We start from the raw sequence: 20,572 nt of genomic DNA, 5'->3' as shown, positions 1-20,572 counted from the left end.
GCAGTTATTGGTACTTTTTGCTGTTTTAATTTCACCACTATGCGTTTATGTTTCGCTGTGTTTTTGTGCATCTGCACAACCGCCGCAGCGCAGGACACACTGTCTGTCACGTTGCCCCAAGCCGACAGCCTATTTATTCGTCGAAACCTGCTGGCCCTGGCGGGTCGGTTTCAGATCGAAGCTGCACAGGCGCAGATTGTGCAGGCTCGCTTGTTCGACAACCCCACGGCTTACTTAGAACTGAATGCATTTAACCCTGCCGCCGGGCAAGTGTTAGACGTTGGTGGCACTGGGCAGAAAGCGCTGGCCATCCAGCAAACCATTCTGCTGGCCGGGAAACGCAGTAAGCGGGTGGCAGTGGCCACTCAGCAAAGTCGCCTGACAGAATTACAATTTGCCGATCTGCTTCGTACCCTTCGGTTTGATCTACACAGTCGATTTTACTCTATCTACTTCACCAGCAATACCTTGGCTGTGTATCGGCAGCAACGTACCCGCCTCACCGAGACGATTGCGGCTTTTGCCCGGCAGTACGAAAAAAATAATGTGGCTCTGCGCGAACTCGTCCGGCTTAAAGCTCTGCTGTTGCAACTCAACAATGACCAGTTGGAGCTACAAAACCGCCTGACCGAACAGCAACGTGATCTGCGTATTCTGCTGCAAACGTCGGCCACGATTCAACCCATTATCCGCCCCGCCGATACTACCCGCTTTGCCCGGTCATTGCCCACATTAACCGACGCGGTGTCACTTGCTCTTGAAAACAGACCCGACCTGAAAGGCGCTGAAGTAGCCGTGCGTCAGGCCGATGCAAACGCGGCTTTTCAGAAAGCACTTGCCACCCCCGACCTGCGAGTGGGGGGCATGTTTGATCAAAATGCATCCTACACACCCAACTATCTGGGTATTACGCTCAGCATGGATTTGCCGATTCTGAACCGAAATCAGGGCAATATTCAATCGGCACGGGCACAGGGAAGCTATTTGCGGTTGGCGCAACGGCAGGTGCTGACGGTGGTGGAAAACGAAATTCGGGCGGCACTGGAGGAAATTCAGCAGACCGAAGTAGCCTACCGATCTATTGACCAAAGTTTTCCCGCACAGTTCGACCAGCTCAACCAAAGCATCCTGCGCAATTTCGAGCGGGGCAACGTGTCGCTGATCGAATTTGTGGATTTGTTCGAAACATACCTTCAAAACGTACAACAACTCAACCGCCTCAGTGCCGACCGCATTACGGCCTACGAACAATTGACGTTCACCATTGGCACCGACCTGTTCCGGTAGTGCTTTCTTCCTCAAGAACCATGAAATCTGTTTTTATGCTCCTAGTTCTGGCGGCGGTAAGCTGCTCGAAAGAACAAAAACCGGCGGTGTTGGAGGCGTCTAAAGCGGCCTTTGTCCTTACTGATACTATGGTTAGCCGAGTACAGACTGAAGCCGTTCAAAGCCTGCCTATTCGCAGCCAATTGCGCCTGATTGGTCATGTAGTGCCCGACGAAAACCGCCTGATCCGGGTGTTTCCGTTGGTGGGGGGCAATGTGCGCGACGTGCGGGCCGAGCTAGGTGATTATGTACAAAAAGGGCAGACGCTAGCCATTATTCAATCGGGTGAAGTGGCGGGCTACAATAAGGAAGTGGCTCAGTCACAGGCGGAGCTACGGCTGGCCGAAAAAAACTTAAAAGTCGCGCAGGAGATGTTTACCGACAAACTCAGCTCGGAGCGCGATGTGGTGGCGGCCCGCAAGGAAGTGGAACGTGAACAAGCCGAACAGGCCCGCCTGCGTGAGGTATTGCAGATTTACGGAGCCGACAAGCAATCACAGTCAACGGTGAAGGCCCCCATTTCGGGCTATGTGCTCGAAAAGAATATTAACCGGGGTATGCAACTCCGGTCTGACGATGCCAACGCGGTGTTTACCATTTCGCAGCTCAACGAAATATGGGTTATGGCCAACGTCAATGAGTCGGAAATAGGACGGATGCGGATGGGTTTGGTGGCTCAGATCCGGACGCTCAGCTACCCCGACCGCGTTTTTTCGGGTCATGTCGACAAGATTTACAACGTACTCGACCCTACCACCAAAACCATGCAGGTCCGTATCCGGCTGGCGAATGAAAAGTTGCTGCTGAAACCGGGCATGAATGCCAGCGTCACGCTCGCTTTCGACGAAGGTGGGTCAATGCCCACGATTCCGGCGAAAGCCCTGATTTTTGATAAGAGTCGTCAGTTTGTGATGGTGTTTCACGACAAAGCGCACATCGACACCCGCGAAGTACAGGTATACCGGTCGCAGGGCGACATCGCCTACATCCGTTCCGGCCTTGCTCCCGGCGAAAAAGTTATCACCCAGTCGCAATTGCTCATTTATGACGCCTTGAATGATTAATTGTGAATGAGTGACGGTCCGGCGTCCCGGTGAGTGAATGAGTGAATAGTTTGGAATGGCTTTGCCGTGTGTATGAATAACGCTCGCGCAGCAGTCCAAGCTATTCACTCATTCGCTCACCGGGACGCCGGACCGTCACTCATTCACTCATTGACACTATGAACGCACTCATCAAAGCCATACTGACCTTTTCGTTGAAGAACCGATTCTTCGTGTTTTTCATGGTGGGGTCCATTGCCGTTGCCGGGCTGGTTAGCTACCTCAAAACACCCATTGAGGCGTTTCCCGACGTGACTAATACCCAGATTATTGTGGTGACGGAATGGAACGGACGTAGCGCCGAAGAGGTAGAACGATTCGTGACCGTGCCCATTGAGGTAGCCATGAATTCGGTGCAGCGCAAAACCAATGTTCGGTCCATCACCATGTTTGGGTTGTCAGTGATGAAAATCATTTTTGAAGACGACGTCGAAGACTTTTTTGCGCGGCAGCAGGTGAACAATCTCCTGCGTACGGTGTCGCTCCCAGAAGGCGTAGAGCCTGATATTCAGCCGCCTTATGGGCCTACCGGCGAGATTTTCCGCTACACGCTAAAATCCCCCACCCGTGATACTCGTGAACTGCTCACGATTCAGAACTGGGTCATCGACAGGCAGTTACGGGCCGTGCCGGGCGTGGCTGATATTGTGGCATTTGGTGGTCGCGAGAAAACATATGAGGTGAGCGTGAACCCTATGCTGCTGACCAAATACGGCATCACACCCTCGGAAGTGTACAACGCCGTGACGCAGAACAACCTCAACGTGGGTGGTGACGTAATCGAAAAGAACGGGCAGGCCTATGTAGTCCGGGGTATCGGTTTGTTGACTAACATCGCTGATATTGAGAATATTATCGTGGATGAGCAGGGTGGTTTACCCGTACTGGTGCGCGACGTAGCGCAGGTCAGTGAGTCTAATCAGCCGCGCGTGGGGCAGGTGGGCCTGAACAAAAGTGACGACGTTGTTGAAGGCATCATTGTGCAGCGCAAGGGTGAAAACCCGTCGGAGGTGCTGGGCCGGGTGAAAGAAAAAATCGCGGAACTGAACGAGAAGATTCTGCCCGACGACGTGAAGATGGAGACCTTCTACGACCGCGATAACCTGATGAGCTATTGCACCGAAACGGTGTTGCACAACCTCGCCGAGGGTATTCTGTTCGTGACGGTAATCGTGTTTTTGTTCATGGCCGACTGGCGCACTACGGTGATCGTCAGCATCATTATCCCGCTGGCGTTGCTGTTTGCGTTCTTCTGTATGCGCCTGCGTGGTATGTCGGCCAACCTGCTGTCTATGGGTGCCGTTGACTTCGGTATCATCATCGACGGTGCCGTGGTGATGGTTGAGGGTATTTTTGTGGTGCTCGATCATAAGGCGCATAAAGTGGGGATGGAGAAGTTTAACCATCTGGCCAAACTGGGGCTGATCCGCAAAACGGGCACCGACCTGGGCAAGGCCGTTTTCTTCTCGAAGCTCATTATCATCACGGCTCTGCTGCCCATCTTCTCGTTTGAGAAAGTGGAGGGCAAAATGTTTAGTCCCCTGGCCTGGACGCTCGGTTTTGCCCTGTTGGGTGCCTTGTTTTTCACCCTCACGCTGGTGCCGGTGCTCTGCTCGATGCTACTGAATAAAAACGTGCGAGAGAAGAACAACCCGGTGGTCAATTTCTTCAACAAGATCGTGACCAACGGCTTTGTCTGGACCTATGGCCATCAGAAAATCAGCATGTTAGTGGCTTTGCTGTTCATGGGCTTAACCTTCGCGTCGGCGTCGTTGCTTGGTACTGAATTTCTGCCGCAACTGAATGAGGGCGCCCTTTGGGTAGAAGCGAAACTGCCCATGAGTTCGTCGCTGGGCGAGACCGTGAAAATGGTGCATACCCTCCGCGAAAAACTGTCAGGCTTCCCCGAGGTGCGCGGCGTGCTCTCACAAACAGGCCGTTCCAACGACGGCACTGATCCTTCAGGGTTCTATTACGTACAAATGCAGGTAAACCTGAAGCCTAAAAAAGACTGGACCCGCAACATCACTACCGACGGCCTGATTGAGGAGATGGATGCCAAACTGAAGCAGTTTCAGGGCATCAACTACAACTATTCGCAGCCCATCATCGACAACGTGGCCGAGGCTGTGGCGGGTATGAACGCCAGCAACGCCGTCAAAATTTTCGGCAACGACCTGGCCGAACTGGATAAGTACGCTAACGAGGTGATCGGGGCCATCCGTGACGTGCCGGGGGTGAAAGATGTGGGCATTTTGCGCAACGTGGGCCAACCCGAACTGAGCATCTATGTCGACAAACAGAAGATGGCCTTCTATGGTGTGCGCGTGGGTGACGCCGAGTCGGTGATTGAGATGGCCATTGGTGGAAAAACGGCTACTCAGCTTTATGAAGGCGAAAAACGTTTCGACATCCGGGTGCGCTATCAGCCTGATTTCCGCAAAAACGAAGAGGACATTGGCCTGTTGATGGTACCCACGATTCGGGGCGATAAGATCCCGCTGAAAGAGATTTCGACGATCAAGACGCTCACGGGTCCTGCTTTTGTGTATCGGGATAAAAATAAGCGATTCATTGGCGTGAAATTCTCCGTTCGTGAACGCGATTTGGGTGGTACCATCGCCGAGGCCCAACAGCGGGTACGCGAAAAAGTAAAGTTCGAAAAAGGCTACGAAGCCGAATGGACGGGTGAGTTTGAGAATCAGGTGCGGGCTACCAAGCGATTGGGCCAGGTAGTGCCGCTGAGTCTGGTGGCCATTTTCGTAATCCTGTTTGTGCTGTTTGGCAATGCCAAAGACGCGGGGCTTGTCTTGCTAAATGTACCGTTTGCGCTTATAGGGGGCATTTTAGCGCTTCACGCTACGGGCACCATCTTTGGTATTTCGGCGGGGGTAGGGTTCATTGCGCTGTTTGGTATCTGTGTGCAAAATGGCGTAATCCTAATCTCGGTGTTCAACAACAACCTGAAAGAAGGCATGGACATCGACAAAGCTATCGCCGAGGGGGTACAATCGCGGATCAGGCCAGTGGTGATGACCGCCATGATGGCTGCCATTGGGTTACTGCCTGCCGCCGTCAGTAGCGGCATCGGGTCCGAAACGCAGAAACCGCTGGCTATTGTGGTAATTGGAGGCCTGATCACGGCTACTATATTGACCCTGCTGATTTTCCCCATCATTTACCGGTTCTTCAACCGCCGTATGGCCCACGGCATTCCGCCGCGCCCACCGAGAGGCCGTAAGCTGAGAGCCAGGGCTATTCCAGCTTAATAATTGGTTATGAAAACGCCGGGCTTTGTCCGGCGTTTTTAGTTTACCCGGAAATCCACTAACGCTTCGTCATCTTCACCAGTGGGGGTGGGTAAGCTATTACCCGGTGTCGAATCGGGATCGGCGGGGGTAGCATAGCGAATCTGGGCGCGGGTCTGTTTAAGGCCCGTGGCCATAACCCTGGCCCGAAACTGAACCGACGTGGAGGCGTTTATGGGTAGCGAACTGATTGTACCCGATATGCCGCCGCCCCCTGCTGCCATGTCGTTGCTGTCGAAGAACTGCACCCCCGCAGGCAGATATGCGGTGACACCCACGTTACTGGCCGCTGCGCCACCAATGTTTGTCAGAAACAGCGTATATGTTATCAGATCATTTAACCGTGGGGTACGACTGCTGACCTGCATTCGAAGGCTCAGATCGGCCAGGTTGGGTAGTGGAGTAGGCTGACTGCTTTGCGCGGCAGGTAATGGTACCTGATTCAGATTGGGCGAGGCGTAGATAGGGCTGCCGCTCCCCACCCGAAGGTCAAGTTGGGTGGCATCGTCCTGCCCATCGGCGGTACCGGTGCCGGGCCGACTATCGGGGTCAGCCAGAGATGCCTGCATTATCTCCGTCGCTAACAAATACTGACCATTTGCCTGTACAAAGATTCTGAAAGCTATTGTCTGGCTACTGCCTGCACCAAGGCTGTTTATTGATCCGTTTACCGCCCCATTAGATACAGAAACGTTTTCTGAAATAGGCAGGGCTGTTGTGTTGGCGGGCAACCGACACTGCCAGCTGACAAATGATACCGAAACTGGGCCGTTGTTTCGGACAGTGATGAAAATGGTTGTCGAGTCACCTGCATTCATCACTCGCCGCCGGGCTGCACTGCTAATACTTAGATCTGCTCTTCCCACCACCGTAAATACAGGTGTAGGTGCCCCTGCCACAACAGGACTTGTCGACACTACCCGCACCCGGTAGTCGCCCACGCTGAGCGAATCGGGCCAGCGAACCCGTACTGGCGAGGTTGCTGCGCTGCCCAGGGTAGCTTTAAAACGTCCTTTGGCGTCCAGCGCCTGCACCTGCCATTGATTACCTATATTATAGGTACCCAGGCTTGCAAATTTCACCCACACACTATCGCCACCTGAAAAAGCCCCACCCTGTGCCGCTATTGCCGACTCTGTTGCGGCAAACTGAACCGGCAGGATAGGTTGCGCTGTCTGAAAAAAGCTATTTGTCAAACTATTATTCCAGTTTCGGGCAAAGCGCGAGAGACCCATGTTAAGCGGTACAGATGGGCCGTTGTTGAGGTAATAGCGCGGATGTGGCGAAGGACGCAACGCATTACCGAAATGCACATTGGGTTGGCCACCTCCCCGGTTTAGAATAGTGTCGTTGAGCGGTCCTTCAAACACGCCGAAGTTAGGTGTGTTTATTACCTGATTTTGTTGGGCTACCACCGCTGGTGTTGTCGTCGTTCCATCAAATGACACGCGGGCCACTACCCAGGGCATGTTTCGTCCATTGAAGTCCTGCCTGGTTTGACGGATTAACGAGTCGAGCCGGGCGGCATAGAGCGAAATGGTAGATGACCGGGCATTTTCTGATTCTCCCTGGTGCCACAATACAGCCCGTACACCTCCCGTAGCCGCGTAGTAGCTCATGATCTGGCGGATGTTGGTGTAAGGTTGCAAATTGGGCCAGTTGGCCGCGCAATAATATATATTACAGGTAGGTACGCCTTTGGCCGTATTATTCCAATTTTCAATAATCGACGAATCCCACCCCGCGTTATAGAACGCTACAGGTACATTAAACCGGTTCACGATATAATCCCCCAGTTCGGCCCAGCCCCAGGTACTTTCGCCCATTGGAAAGATACGTTTACCTGCAGTCAGAGGTACATACGTAGCATAAGGCATGGGTGTTCCTGCTGACGAGAGTGCAGGAAGATTGGACGGGTAGTAATGATTGATTGTATCGATACCTGACACCCGGTCAGTGTCTGTGCCAAGGTCGTTGTCGCCAAGGCCAAAACCACGGGCGTTTGATTGACCTGCTGTAATAAACACTTCGCCAATGCCCACGGGCTGCACGGTTGTCTGTGCTACGATTAGTCCGTTTCGCACAGCCCGCACGGTAAGTGTGTACCAGCCCCCTGTTCCTGTTATATACCCAATAACAAGCTGCTCAGGTTGAGTTTGTACCGTTTGCCAAGCAGACGCTGTTCCTTGTCCTGTTGCTATAGGAGTAAGTTGAGCTTCAATGGCATCTGCAGATACACTTAATCGTCCGGCTATGTACAAGCGACCCCTATTAGCCAGATCGCGCTGAGTAACAAAGCGGATCGTAGGAAACTCGATAGACAGCTGAGCAACAGCAGTTTGTGTAGTGACCAGTAGTGCACAAAAGATTATACATGATAGACGTAACATGCCTCAAAAGTACACGTCAGTCCTTTCTATTACTGAAAAATTAGTATACCCAGCAGAACACTGCGTCTCCTATAGACTTTATCTTGAAAAATAGCCGCATAGCAGCTGTGGAATAGTATACAGACATGCATCTACTGGATTAACAGGTCGTTTTATGTACCAAAAAAGCTTGACAATCGGATATGACATGCTACCGTGCTCCCCCAAAAATCCTATTGGTTGTTTATAGTAAACAGTCTAACGCTACGAGCAGAAGACAACTGATTGTCAACTGATTCAGTATAGTAAAAGGGCTAAATCGTGGGCGGTTTTATTCTATAAAATAGTGAGAAAATTACAATCGGTGATTTTTTTACAAAGTAGGCGTACAGGTTTCTGGACAGAAAAAACGTAGCTTTGTAAGAGCATTCAGGGTGTTTCGCCGAAATTTTATTTCCCGAAATGGCTTCGTTGTAAAATTTTCACTTTTTTTACGTTCAAAACCTAACTTTCAATTCAACCCCAACAGTACACAGTTCAATGAAGACACAATCTGCATCCCCAGCACCCGCAAAGGCAGCCGCACCTAAGAAATCGTCAGGTGGTTTAAATCCGGTGTTTGTCATTCCGATCCTGTTCATTCTGGCCGAACTGGCGTTTCACCTCTTCTTCGGAGACGGTAGCCACTTCCAGGGTGGTGACAATGCAAAAGAACCAATCCCGGGTGATTATGTAGGTACTGTTTACAAAGGTGGTTTTATCGTACCTTTTCTCTTTACATGCCTGCTTTGCGTACTGGTCTTTTCAATCGAACGCTTTATCACTATCGGGCGGGCTAACGGTTCGGGATCAATTGATGAGTTTGTACGTAAGATCAAATCATTGCTCGACCGTAATGAAGTAGCCGCCGCTATCTCTGAGTGCGACAAGCAGAAAGGGTCAATTGGTAACGTAGTGAAAACTGCCCTGTTGAAATACCAGCAACTAGCTACAGACACCGGTCTGAACAAAGAGCAAAAGCTGGTTGCTCTCCAGAAGGAAGTTGAAGAAGCTACTACCTTGGAACTGCCCATGCTGGAGAAAAACCTGACTATCATTGCCACACTGGCTTCAGTATCTACCCTGATCGCCCTGCTTGGAACGGTATTGGGTATGATTCGTGCCTTCGCTGCCATGGGTGCTACGGGCCAGCCCGACACAGGTGCCCTGTCTACCGGTATCTCTGAAGCCCTAGTAAACACGGCTATTGGTATCGGTACGGCTGCCCTGGCTACCATCATGTACTCGTACTTCACGAGCCGCATCGATACGCTGACTTACAATATTGACGAGATTGGCTTGAGCATCCAGCAGAACTTTGCTGCGCACAATTAAGCCACCGTTTACGTTATTAAACTGGTTTACCTGCCCAGACGGGTGGGTAAACCGTAACGAACGATCCAATGCCAAAAGTTAAAGTTAAACGGGCCAGTTCAACGGTCGATATGACGGCGATGTGTGACGTAGCGTTCCTGCTGCTCACCTTCTTCATTCTGACCGCTCAGTTCCGGTCGCAGGATGCCGCTACGATCGAAACGCCTTCGTCTATCTCCAGCATTAAGGTGCCGGACAAAGACATCATGATCATCTCGCTGGACAAAACAGGTAAAGTTTACTTCGGTATTGATGGTCAGCCAACTCGAATTGCCATGCTCGAAAATATCGCTTCAGCAAAAGGCATTTCGTTTACTGATAAGGAAAAGAAAGAGTTTTCGCTATTGAGCAACTTCGGTATGCCCATTGCTCAGCTCCGTTCTTTTCTGAACCTGTCAAACGAACAGAAGGGTAAACTTAAGCAGCCTGGAATCCCAACCGATACCACGGGGGCTGGCCCTACCAATGAGTTGAAAGAGTGGGTTTATAATGCCCGGAAGGCCAATAACAACTTGCGGATTGCGCTGAAAGGTGATAATCTGGCTAAATTTCCCGGTTTTAAAAACGTGCTGGCCACGTTGCAGGCACAGAACATTAATAAGTTCAACCTGATCACCGGCACGGAAGCGCCACCGGCTGGCTGGAAAGCAGACTAATTGCGACTGTTTTGTTGTTCTGCTTTTATTTCGTGTGGAATCTGTACTGAATCTGCATCCAGGAACTAAGAGACAGCAAAACAGGTCTTAACCATTAAACTTATTTTCCCTCATGGCAGAAATTAACACCGGTGGAGGTGGTGGTAAGAAAGGAGGGGGTAAAGTACGGTCCAAGAAAGCCTCAACGCGCGTCGACATGACGCCGATGGTTGACCTTGGGTTCCTGCTCATTACCTTCTTTATTCTGGCTACCACCCTCAGCAAGCCATCATCGATGACGCTGAACGTACCGGATAAAACAAAAACGGAAGAGACAGAGCCGATCAAGGCCTCGAACGTAATGACGGTGTTTCTGGGCAAGGACAACCAGGCCCACTACATCTTCGGCAAGGCCGCCAGCGAAGACCCCGAAGTCAAGACCGTCTCGATGGGCTACGACTTTCGCAAGGCTGTCATGGACAACGTGGCTAAGGTGGGCGGCGAGAAGTTTGTGCTGGTCTTGAAGCCCACCAAGGAGTCGACCTACAAGAACATGGTAGACGTCTTGGATGACATGGCTGTCATCAAGCTCAAGCGCTATGCGCTGGTGGACGAACTGACGCCCGACGAGAAGGCCCTGCTCAAAGACAAAGTTAAACTGATCATATAAGCCATGGCAGAAACTCCAAACAATGCAACGCTCGATGATATCGTGTTTGCAAACCGGAACAAGGACTATGGTGCCTATGCGCTTCGGAAAGAATACCCACGCATTGTTACGCGTGCGCTGATTATTGGTGCTGCGCTTATGGGCCTTGCGCTGGTTGGTCCTACACTGATCAAAGTGTTGACGCCAGAACAAAAGGAAGAGGCGATGGTGGAAGTGGATTTAATGAAACTCCCTCCACCACCCATCGATCCCAATGAGCCACCACCACCACCACCACCACCGGTCGAATTGCCGAAGGTGAATACGGTGAAATTTCTGCCACCTGAAGTAAAACCCGACGAAGAGGTGCCTGAAGAGACGCCACCACCCGCCGTGGAAGAACTGAAGGAGGCCGTTGCAGCCGAAAAAACGCAGGAAGGTGATCCCAACGCTGAAGAAGTAATTGCTGCTCCTGAAGAGTCGGCAGGACCTACCAAAGCCGAGGTAGTGGTTGAAGCCCCCGCGCCTAAAGACGACGAAGTCTTTACGGTGGTTGAGCAACAACCCGAATTCCAGGGTGGTACGGCTGCTATGTATGCATGGCTAGGCAAGAACATTAAGTATCCGGCTGCCGCTCAGCGGGCCAACATTTCGGGTAAAGTGTTCGTAAGCTTCACCGTAAACACCGACGGGTCGATCACAGATGCGCAGGTACTGAAAGGCCTCGGCTTTGGTACTGATGAAGAGGCCATTCGTGTGGTAAAATCAATGCCACGCTGGAAACCAGGTAAGCAGTCGGGTCGGTCGGTCCGGGTGAAGTATAACCTGCCGATTAGCTTCCAGTTGGAATAAGATGAATCGCGACGATAATCGCATTGCAGACCAACTGACGTTATACTTGTCAGTGGTGGCAGCGATAGCATATTTGGGAGGAGGCATCGCACTGATCGCCTCCTCTCAGTCTTTTGGGATCGACATACTGGCTGGTCCTCTTCGGTATGTACTGGCTGCGTTGTTACTTGCCTACGGAGCTTTCAGAGGCTATAGGGCCATACAACGATTTCGCGAACAATAGATCGTACAGGTACGTGTATTAGCCTGACCGAATCACCTGAAAAGACCTGCTATTCAGCTATTGACAGATAGCGAAGGCAGGTCTTTTTTGCGCTTGTGGAATCTGTATTGTTGTTGCATCAAGCTGTTAAGCAACAACCTAAAAAATTATGGCAGCCATACAGGCAAATGGGACGTTGAGAAATGATAAGGTACGGTCCAAGAAGGCCTCAACGCGCGTCGACATGACGCCGATGGTTGACCTTGGGTTCCTGCTCATTACCTTCTTTATTCTGGCTACCACCCTCAGCAAGCCAAGAGCAATGGTCTATAATGCTCCTGATCAGGAAGGTGGAATAACAGAGCCGATCAAGGCCTCGAACGTAATGACGGTGTTTCTGGGCAAGGACAACTAGGCCCACTACATCTTCGGCAAGGCCGCCAGCGAAGACCCCGAAGTCAAGACCGTCTCGATGGGCTACGACTTTCGCAAGGCTGTCATGGACAACGTGGCTAAGGTGGGCGGCGAGAAGTTTGTGCTGGTCTTGAAGCCCACCAAGGAGTCGACCTACAAGAACATGGTAGACGTCTTGGATGACATGGCTGTCATCAAGCTCAAGCGCTATGCGCTGGTGGACGAACTGACGCCCGACGAGAAGGCCCTGCTCAAAGACAAAGTTAAACTAGCTCCATAGCCCTGTACTGGAAATGACGACGAGCCCGAAGCAACGTCTAACCTTTTTTGTCTATTGAACGTTGGGGAGAAGCAATCGTTTTAGCAGCAGCTGAACGCCCAAACAATGGTACCATGCCTTACTTAAAAACAACATTGTCCAGATACCTGATTGTTGGTTTTGTCTTTCTTGCCCTTGGGCTGAATGGGTGCAAAGAGGAAAAGAAACTAGACAGCCCTTCTCAGGGACGTATTACCATTGCCGCCGACGAATCATACGAGCCATTAACTGTAGAGATTACCAGGACGTATGAATTGCTCTATCCACGAACAAAATTTGATCTCGTCTTTAAACCTGAACGGGAGGCAATTCGTCTAATGCTTGAAGATAAAGCCAGACTTTGTATTGTGTCGCGCAGATTGACGGCTAATGAGCAGCGAAGCCTTGATAACGAAAAAATTACCGGCTCTGCTACGCTTCTGGCTACCGATGGTGTGGCAATCATTACCAGCAAGGCAAACTTCGACAGTCTGATGACCATGAACGAGCTACGGGGCGTTTTTAACAAACAGATCAATAACTGGTCGCAGTTAAAAGGGGGCAATCAAAGCGGCCCCATCACGCTGGTCTTCGACAATCCGAACTCGAGTAATCTGGATCACGTGATGCAGCGATTTGGACTTAAGAGTGTCAACGGGTTATCGATCTACACGGCTAAGTCGAACAAGGGCGTGATTGACTATGTACGCACACATCCAACGGCAATGGGCTTCATTGGTGTGAACTGGATAAGCGACGGTGATGGTCCGGTATCGGCGGCTTTGTCGAAAGATATTCGGGTTATTGGTCTTTCGTCGAAAGCAAATCCGCAGATACGCGACGATTATCACCAACCCTTTCAGCGCGACTTGGCCTTGAAGCTGTATCCCCTTTGGCGTGATGTGTATATGGTAAGTCGCGAGGCTCATCCCGGTCTGGGAGGAGGTCTCACCAATTATCTGGTGCGCGATTCTGGCCGGTTGCTGGTCGAAAAATTAGGATTATGGCCTAGAGTACCATATAATCGGGAAGTCCAGCTTAAGTAGACAGTGCTTTTTTTCTGTTTGAGCGCAATTTTTTACTTTTGCGCCTTGTTTTAACCAAGAGGAACAACCTTACGATTTTTTCTCCAACCTACGAATACGAATGAACCAACCCAAAAAAGTGATGCTGGCGACCCTGTTCATGGGCGCTGTTGCATTCGTGCCTGCGCTTGGTCAGGACATCCAGTCTGGCCTAAAAGACCTTGAGGCAGAGCGCATCCCAAAGGCAGAACAGACGTTTCGTCAGCTGGCTACATCGGCCCCAACTGCCGACAACCAATTTTATCTGGGCTATTTCCTGCTGAAAACTGGCAAGGTTGATGAGGCAAAAGCGGCCTTCGAAAAAGGATTGGCCGCCGACCCTAAGAACCAGCTTAATAACGTTGGTTTGGCAGGGGTGGCGCTGGCGAAGAAAGATTTGAACACAGCCAAGGCTAAAACGGACGAAGCTGTTGCCGCTACGAAAGGTAAAAATGGCGACGTGCTTTACCGCGCTGGTGAAATGTACACCTTGTTTGAAGGTGCGTCAGGGGCCAACGATCCTGCTCGGGCCATTGAGTTTCTGGAAAGGGCCAAAGTTCTGGATAAGAAAAACGCGAACGTCGAAATTCCTATGACGTTGGGTGATGCCTATACATTGAGAAATGAAGGCGGTCCTGCTGTAAGCCGGTACGAAGATGTGATTGATGGACCACTGGCCGGAGCAGCCAACAACACGACCAAAGCTGAGGCAAATGCCAAAATTGGTCAACTGTTTTTGCGCTCGAAGCAATACGCCAAATCGCAGGAGTACTTTGAGAAAGCCATTGCTGCTGACCCGGAATTTGCTCCAACATACCGGGCTTATGCCGATGCACTAGTAGGATCACGAGCTTACAAGAAGGCATCGAGCATTTATGACACATATGTGCAGAAAAGCGGTACGAAAGACCCAGAGCTGTTGCTCAACGTGGCGAAGTACTACTTCCTGGCTGGAGATCACCTGAAATCGCTGGATTACCTCGATAAGCTAAAAGGGCAGGTGAAAGATCCTATCATTGACCGGATGACAGGCTGGTCGAGTCTGGCGCTGGGTCGTAATGATCAGGCTGTGGCTTCGTTAAACAAGTTTATTGCGTCTGCTCCTAACAAAGTGATCTTCGACGATTACAAGTATCTGGGTCGGGCATATGGTCAGTTGGGTACACCTGAAGGAGACTCGTTGAGTATTGTGAACCTGGAGAAGGCAGCACCACAGGATACCACAGAGAACCTCTATAAGGACATCGCCGAAAAGTATAAGGCAACCAAGCGTTTCGACAAGGCTGCTGACTACTACAAGAAGGCCATCGCCAGTGATAAAAAGCCAACCTCAAACGATTACTTGAACTTGGGATTGGCCAATTACCAATATGGCTTCCAGATTGCCAAAGTGGTGGCCGACACGGCTCAGCAGCGGATACTGAAGAAGCAATATTTCATGCAGGCTGATTCTGCGTTTGCCAAATTGGCCGAGATGGTTGAGAAGGATGGTAAGACATACCCTGTAGCTTATTACTACCGTGGTCAGTCGAACTATTATGCCAGCCCACGGGAAGTTGTTTTAGCAAGCGGCGCGCCGGTGCCTTTCTACGAACGGTTTATTGAACAGGCCACTGCCGAGCCTGATTCTGCCAAGAAGGAGACCTATAAGAAGTACCTTATCCCTTCTTATCGTTATCTGATCTCAAATAGCATTGCCCGGAAAGACGACGCCAAAGCGAAGTCGTACGCTGCCAAGGTGCTTGAGCTAGATCCAAATGACAAAGAAGCGAAAGAGTATCTGGAAGGAGCAAAAACCCCATCGGCCACGGGCACAACGCCAGTTCGTGGTGGTACGCCCAGAGGCACAACACCGGCTAAAGCAACAACGCCAGCCAAGGGTGCTACGCCTAAGAAAGGCTCTGCTAAATAGTTAATTAGGCTGATTCAGTGAGGAGGGCGCGGGCAAGTTTGTCCGCGCCCTCTTGTTTTGTACTTTTGTCGCCGCTTATACCCACGACACCTTCGTCTTATCTACCCGTTTTCCTGTATGCTTAATCTTGTACTGTTTGGTCCGCCAGGTGCTGGCAAAGGCACCCAAAGCGAATACCTGATTCAGAAATACCACTTAGTGCACCTATCGACAGGTGATCTGCTGCGTTCGCAGATTGCAAGCGGTACAGAATTGGGGCTTCGGGCTAAATTGTTGATGGATCAGGGCTTATTAGTGCCTGATGAGGTCGTTATTGGCATGATTGAGTCGAAGTTGACGGAACACGGAGAAAGTGCCGCCGGCTTTATTTTTGATGGCTTCCCTCGAACGGTCAAACAGGCGGAAGCACTCGACCAGCTACTGGCTCAGCATAATACAGGTATTACAACCATGGTGGCGCTGGTTGTAGATCAGGAAGAGTTGACGCGTCGATTACTGATTCGAGGAATGTCCTCGGGTCGGCCTGATGACCAGGATGAGGCAACCATTCGCCGCCGGGTTACTGAATATAATGAAAAAACAGCCCCTGTTGCCAGCTACTATGAGCAACAGGGCAAATTTGCGGCCATCAACGGCATTGGCACAATCGAAGAAATATTTGCCTCGATATGCCAACAAATTGAGCTGGCACAGCTTAGTTGACCGCCTTGCTGATGGCCGTATTCAAACAATATGGCATCATCCAACTTTATTGATTACGTAAAAATTAATTGCCGGTCGGGGCATGGGGGAGCAGGTTCACTGCACTTTCGTCGGGAAAAACACGTACCAAAAGGTGGTCCCGATGGTGGCGACGGTGGGCGAGGTGGGCACATTATTCTACGCGGAAACAACCAGCACTGGACCCTACTACACCTTAAGTACCGTAAACATATAAAAGCTGATGCGGGCAAAGGCGGCGAAGGCGGCCGCCGAACCGGTGCTGAAGGTGAAGACGTTTACCTCGACGTTCCACTGGGTACTATAGCCCGGAATGCTGAAACCAACGAAATAATGGCTGAACTGACCGAGGAAGGTCAGGAAATCATTCTACTTCCCGGCGGACGGGGAGGTCTGGGCAACACCCATTTTAAGACGCCTACCCAGCAGGCTCCACATTATTCGCAACCCGGTGAGGAAGGTCAGGAAGCCTGGATTGTGCTGGAACTGAAACTGTTAGCAGACGTAGGCCTGGTTGGCTTTCCAAACGCAGGCAAATCAACATTGCTTTCTGTATTATCTGCCGCTCGTCCCGAAATAGCTGATTATCCGTTCACAACGTTAGTGCCCAATTTAGGGGTAGTGGCCTACCGCGACTACAAATCGTTTGTTATTGCCGACATTCCAGGCATCATAGAAGGTGCTTCGCAAGGTAAAGGGCTTGGCCTGCGCTTTTTGCGCCACATTGAACGTAATTCGGTGTTGCTCTTCATGATTCCCGCCAGCAGTGAGGATATTGCGGCTGAATATGCAATTCTATCCAATGAGTTAGTAGCCTTCAATCCTGAACTAGCTGATAAGACAAGAGTATTGGCTGTTACCAAAATTGACCTTGCAGACGACATAGAACTTGACCGTATAAAAGATTGCCTACCCAAAAACATACCAACTGTGTTTATTTCGTCTGTGCAACAACGTGGTTTAGGCGAATTGAAAGACTTGCTCTGGCAAACGCTTAACCAACCAAGTGCAACAGACGAATAACTTTTCCCCTCTCTACCTCAACGTGAATTTACTTTCTTCGCAACGGCTGACTTGTCAGGTACATATAAGTCTACCGGCGGATTACCCAACTCATGAATGCATCATCAATACTTTATCTGTTATTTTTTAGTGTTGGTCTAATCAGTCAGGTTCAGGCGCAGACGCAGGTTGCTTTTCCTATAACCCGAGCCGTTTTCCAACGGAGTAACGCCAATAGTGCATCCGTCCCAATCACGGGTACATACTCTATACCCGTAACCCGCATTGAAGCGCGTGTAGTAGCCCGCACGAATGGACAAGGGTTTACAACTGACTTTCAAACAATTGTAGACAACCCGCAAGGGGGAGTTTTCAACGCTCAACTGACCGTACAGGGCGGCTGGTATGATCTTATTGTGCGCTTTATGCGGGGCAATGATGAAGTGGCCCGGCAAACTGTTGAGCGTGTTGGCGTGGGGGAGGTGTTTGTTATCGCCGGTCAATCAAACGCACAGGGTATCCGGGGCGAAACAGAGCCTGCTCTGGATGACCGGGTTAATGCAGTCAATTATGACTACCAACCTGAGCAATATCCTGCTGATGCTCCCTATCCAGTGTTTAGCCAGCTTAATGGTAATAATCGTATTGCCCCCCGCGGATTTAGCTCCTGGTGCTGGGGTAATCTGGGTGATTTATTGGCGCAACGATTAAACGTGCCCATCTTATTTTTTAATGCCGCATTTCTGGGTACATCGGTTCGAAACTGGGCCGAAAGTTCGCAGGGGAAACCAACCCTAAGTGACTATATTCCCGCTTATTATCAACGCGGTCAGCCTTATGCTTCGCTACAAATTGCCTTGACCAGCTACGTTAGTCTGGTGGGTATGCGGGCTATTTTATGGCACCAGGGCGAAACTGACAATGCTTTTTCGACCTCTAGAAGCCAATATGCCGACCGGCTCAACACACTCGTCAAACAGAGTCGAATCAATTCCGGAAAGAACCTGTCGTGGGTTGTTGCGCGAGCATCGTACGACGATGCACTCAAGTCTAACCCCAATATTATTGGTGCCCAAAACGATGTGATCGCCGCCGGGAACGGCGTATATGCAGGACCAAATACAGAAGCAATACAAATTCCGCGGGCGCGGCCACCCTATAACGATCCTATTCACTTCGACAACGGGGGCTTACGTGAGTTAGCTGCTGCCTGGAACACTAGTCTGACTGACGCGCTGTTGAGCAGTATCACGCCTGTTACGCCCAGCCCGGTGCCCATTGTCACTGTAAGCTGCCCTGGTGGCAACGCTGTCAATTTCACCGTAACTAATTATGATAATGTCACATGGGAGTCGGGCGAGAATGGAAAAAGTATTACCAAAACATCGGGCCAGGTAGTGCGGGCTAAGGTGAAAGATCCTCTAGGCTACGTACACTATACCCCTTATCTGACGGTATCTAACGCGCCTATTATTCAAACAAATGGTGCTGCCGCCTTTTGCCAAGGTGGTTCGGTGCAACTCACCAGCAGCTATCCCGTCAACAACACCTGGAGCACTGGCAGTACGGAGCCATCTATTTCGGTAAACACGACTGGCGATTATTCTGTCAGCTACAAAGATGTTAGCGGCTGCACGTTTAAGTCAAACACAGTAAAGGTTACGTCTAATCCAATACCTGCCGCGCCAAGCGTCAGCGCCGAAAAAGCAACGACCTTCTGTCAGGGCGACAACACGGTGCTGGCCAGCAGCCCGGCGGCGGCCTATGAGTGGAGCAACGGCGAGCGGACACAAAAGATCACCGTAGGGCAGGCGGGCAACTACTCGCTCCGGATCACCGACGCCAACGGCTGCACCTCGCCCACCTCCTCGACGGTGGGGGTGACGGTCAACCCCCTGCCTGCCCCGCCCCAGCTGACGGCCAGCGGCAAGACCACCTTCTGCGCCAACGAGTCGGTCACGCTCACGGCCAGCCAGGAGGCCAGCTATGAGTGGAGCAACGGGCAGACCACCCGCAGCATCAACGTGAGCACGGCGGGCACCTATAGCGTACGCACCCGCAACAGCTTTAACTGCCTCTCGAACCCGTCTAACAGTGCAGTGGTCGTTGTAAATGCCCTGCCCGCCGCGCCAAGCGTCAACGCCGAGAAAGCAACGACCTTCTGTCAGGGCGACAACACGGTGCTGGCCAGCAGCCCGGCGGCGGCCTATGAGTGGAGCAACGGCGAGCGGACACAAAAGATCACCGTAGGGCAGGCGGGCAACTACTCGCTCCGGATCACCGACGCCAACGGCTGCACCTCGCCCACCTCCTCGACGGTGGGGGTGACGGTCAACCCCCTGCCTGCCCCGCCCCAGCTGACGGCCAGCGGCAAGACCACCTTCTGCGCCAACGAGTCGGTCACGCTCACGGCCAGCCAGGAGGCCAGCTATGAGTGGAGCAACGGGCAGACCACCCGCAGCATCAACGTGAGCACGGCGGGCACCTATAGCGTACGCACCCGCAACAGCTTTAACTGCCTGTCGGCTCTGTCCAACACGGTCAATGTGGTGGTGAATCCACTGCCCAGCCCACCCACCATTAGTACGAAAGGATCACTCATCTTTTGCGAAGGTGATTTTGTGACACTGCAATCCAGTTCGCCATTTCGCACTCTCTGGTCTACCGGCGACTCAACACAAACGCTGATAGTTCGGCAGGGGGGCACGTATAGTGCCCGCACACGTGACAACAATGGGTGCCTTTCAACCAACAGCGGGCTTATTCTAACCGCTACGCGTGCACGGCCTGCCGCACCAACGCTACAACAGGTTGGTACATTTTTGTTGCAGGCCAGCGGGGCACCTGCCAATGAACGGTACTACTGGCGGCGTGGCCAGGATTCGTTGATGGTATCTACGGCCCAGATCCGGGTAACGCAGGCTGGTCAGTATACGGTTCGCACAGCCAATACCTATTCGTCTGCGCTGGTTTGTCTGTCACTTCCCTCCGCTCCCTACGATTTTGTGTTGCCCGCTAATGGCGAGACCTTGAGCATATACCCAAATCCCAGCCTGGATGGTAACTTTTTGATTGAGACTCTGGAAGATCTGTCGAATGCAGTTATTGTCATATACACTCTCTCGGGCCAGCAGGTTTATCAGACAGACGCAACCACCCTGGGCGAGCGAAAACAACTCCAGTTATATATGCTGGCGCCGGGTCCATACATTCTGCAGTTACAGGCGACCGGGCTAAAGACATCAAAGCGCATCCAGATTGGTCAGTAATAATAATGGGCAATTTGCGTTACTTTTACGGTCCGA

At 51.4% G+C, this 20,572-nt stretch carries 13 protein-coding genes and 1 pseudogene; 13 read left to right on the top strand and 1 reads right to left on the bottom strand.

Annotated elements, in window-relative coordinates; all coding sequences use genetic code 11:
• Nucleotides 1-39: 39 nt before the first annotated feature.
• The 3 genes from J2I47_RS15945 (at nt 40) to J2I47_RS15935 (ending at nt 5,698) form a co-directional block, all read left to right on the top strand.
• Entirely contained in the window at nt 40-1,287 is a 1,248-nt protein-coding gene (locus J2I47_RS15945) for a TolC family protein (RefSeq protein ID WP_207365587.1), read from the top strand.
• A 20-nt stretch (nt 1,288-1,307) separates the two neighbouring features.
• Nucleotides 1,308-2,390, top strand: a complete 1,083-nt coding sequence (locus tag J2I47_RS15940; RefSeq protein WP_207365586.1) for an efflux RND transporter periplasmic adaptor subunit — start codon at nt 1,308-1,310, stop codon at nt 2,388-2,390.
• Between the two features lie 158 nt (nt 2,391-2,548).
• A complete protein-coding gene (locus tag J2I47_RS15935) occupies nt 2,549-5,698 on the top strand; it encodes an efflux RND transporter permease subunit (protein ID WP_229374676.1) in 3,150 nt (1,049 codons plus the stop codon).
• Between the two features lie 38 nt (nt 5,699-5,736).
• Here the strand turns inward: J2I47_RS15935 and J2I47_RS15930 are convergent, their stop codons facing one another.
• Nucleotides 5,737-7,821, bottom strand: a complete 2,085-nt coding sequence (locus tag J2I47_RS15930) for a sialate O-acetylesterase (RefSeq protein WP_310587677.1) — start codon at nt 7,819-7,821, stop codon at nt 5,737-5,739.
• Nucleotides 7,822-8,646: 825 nt separating this feature from the next.
• Here J2I47_RS15930 and J2I47_RS15925 point away from each other — a divergent pair.
• The 10 genes and pseudogenes from J2I47_RS15925 to J2I47_RS15880 all read left to right on the top strand — a co-directional run bounded on the left by J2I47_RS15925 (nt 8,647) and on the right by J2I47_RS15880 (nt 20,536).
• The gene (locus J2I47_RS15925; RefSeq protein WP_207365584.1) at nt 8,647-9,480 is read left to right on the top strand and encodes a MotA/TolQ/ExbB proton channel family protein; all 834 of its coding nucleotides are present in this window, start codon (nt 8,647-8,649) and stop codon (nt 9,478-9,480) included.
• Between the two features lie 68 nt (nt 9,481-9,548).
• Entirely contained in the window at nt 9,549-10,175 is a 627-nt protein-coding gene (locus J2I47_RS15920; RefSeq protein WP_207365583.1) for an ExbD/TolR family protein, read from the top strand.
• A 112-nt stretch (nt 10,176-10,287) separates the two neighbouring features.
• A complete protein-coding gene (locus tag J2I47_RS15915; protein WP_207365582.1) occupies nt 10,288-10,824 on the top strand; it encodes an ExbD/TolR family protein in 537 nt (178 codons plus the stop codon).
• 3 nt (nt 10,825-10,827) lie between these two features.
• Nucleotides 10,828-11,655: an energy transducer TonB gene (locus J2I47_RS15910; protein ID WP_207365581.1), complete on the top strand. Its 828-nt coding sequence runs from the start codon at nt 10,828-10,830 to the stop codon at nt 11,653-11,655.
• 371 nt (nt 11,656-12,026) lie between these two features.
• A pseudogene (locus J2I47_RS15905) lies at nt 12,027-12,551 on the top strand (ExbD/TolR family protein).
• Between the two features lie 47 nt (nt 12,552-12,598).
• Nucleotides 12,599-13,615, top strand: a complete 1,017-nt coding sequence (locus J2I47_RS15900; RefSeq protein ID WP_229374674.1) for a PstS family phosphate ABC transporter substrate-binding protein — start codon at nt 12,599-12,601, stop codon at nt 13,613-13,615.
• A 100-nt stretch (nt 13,616-13,715) separates the two neighbouring features.
• Nucleotides 13,716-15,545 (top strand): tetratricopeptide repeat protein, encoded by a 1,830-nt coding sequence (locus tag J2I47_RS15895; RefSeq protein WP_207365580.1) that lies wholly within the window; start codon nt 13,716-13,718, stop codon nt 15,543-15,545.
• A 117-nt stretch (nt 15,546-15,662) separates the two neighbouring features.
• A complete protein-coding gene (locus J2I47_RS15890; RefSeq protein WP_207365579.1) occupies nt 15,663-16,247 on the top strand; it encodes an adenylate kinase in 585 nt (194 codons plus the stop codon).
• 30 nt (nt 16,248-16,277) lie between these two features.
• On the top strand, nt 16,278-17,288 hold the full coding sequence (gene obgE / locus J2I47_RS15885) for a GTPase ObgE (protein WP_207365578.1): 1,011 nt from the start codon (nt 16,278-16,280) through the stop codon (nt 17,286-17,288).
• A 92-nt stretch (nt 17,289-17,380) separates the two neighbouring features.
• On the top strand, nt 17,381-20,536 hold the full coding sequence (locus J2I47_RS15880) for a T9SS type A sorting domain-containing protein (protein WP_207365577.1): 3,156 nt from the start codon (nt 17,381-17,383) through the stop codon (nt 20,534-20,536).
• Nucleotides 20,537-20,572 lie beyond the last annotated feature (36 nt).

It is taken from the genome of Fibrella rubiginis (genome assembly GCF_017353185.1).
GTDB classification, from domain to species: domain Bacteria; phylum Bacteroidota; class Bacteroidia; order Cytophagales; family Spirosomataceae; genus Fibrella; species Fibrella rubiginis.
Note: the sequence above shows the minus strand (reverse complement) of the source record. Positions and strands in the feature narration are given on the sequence as shown.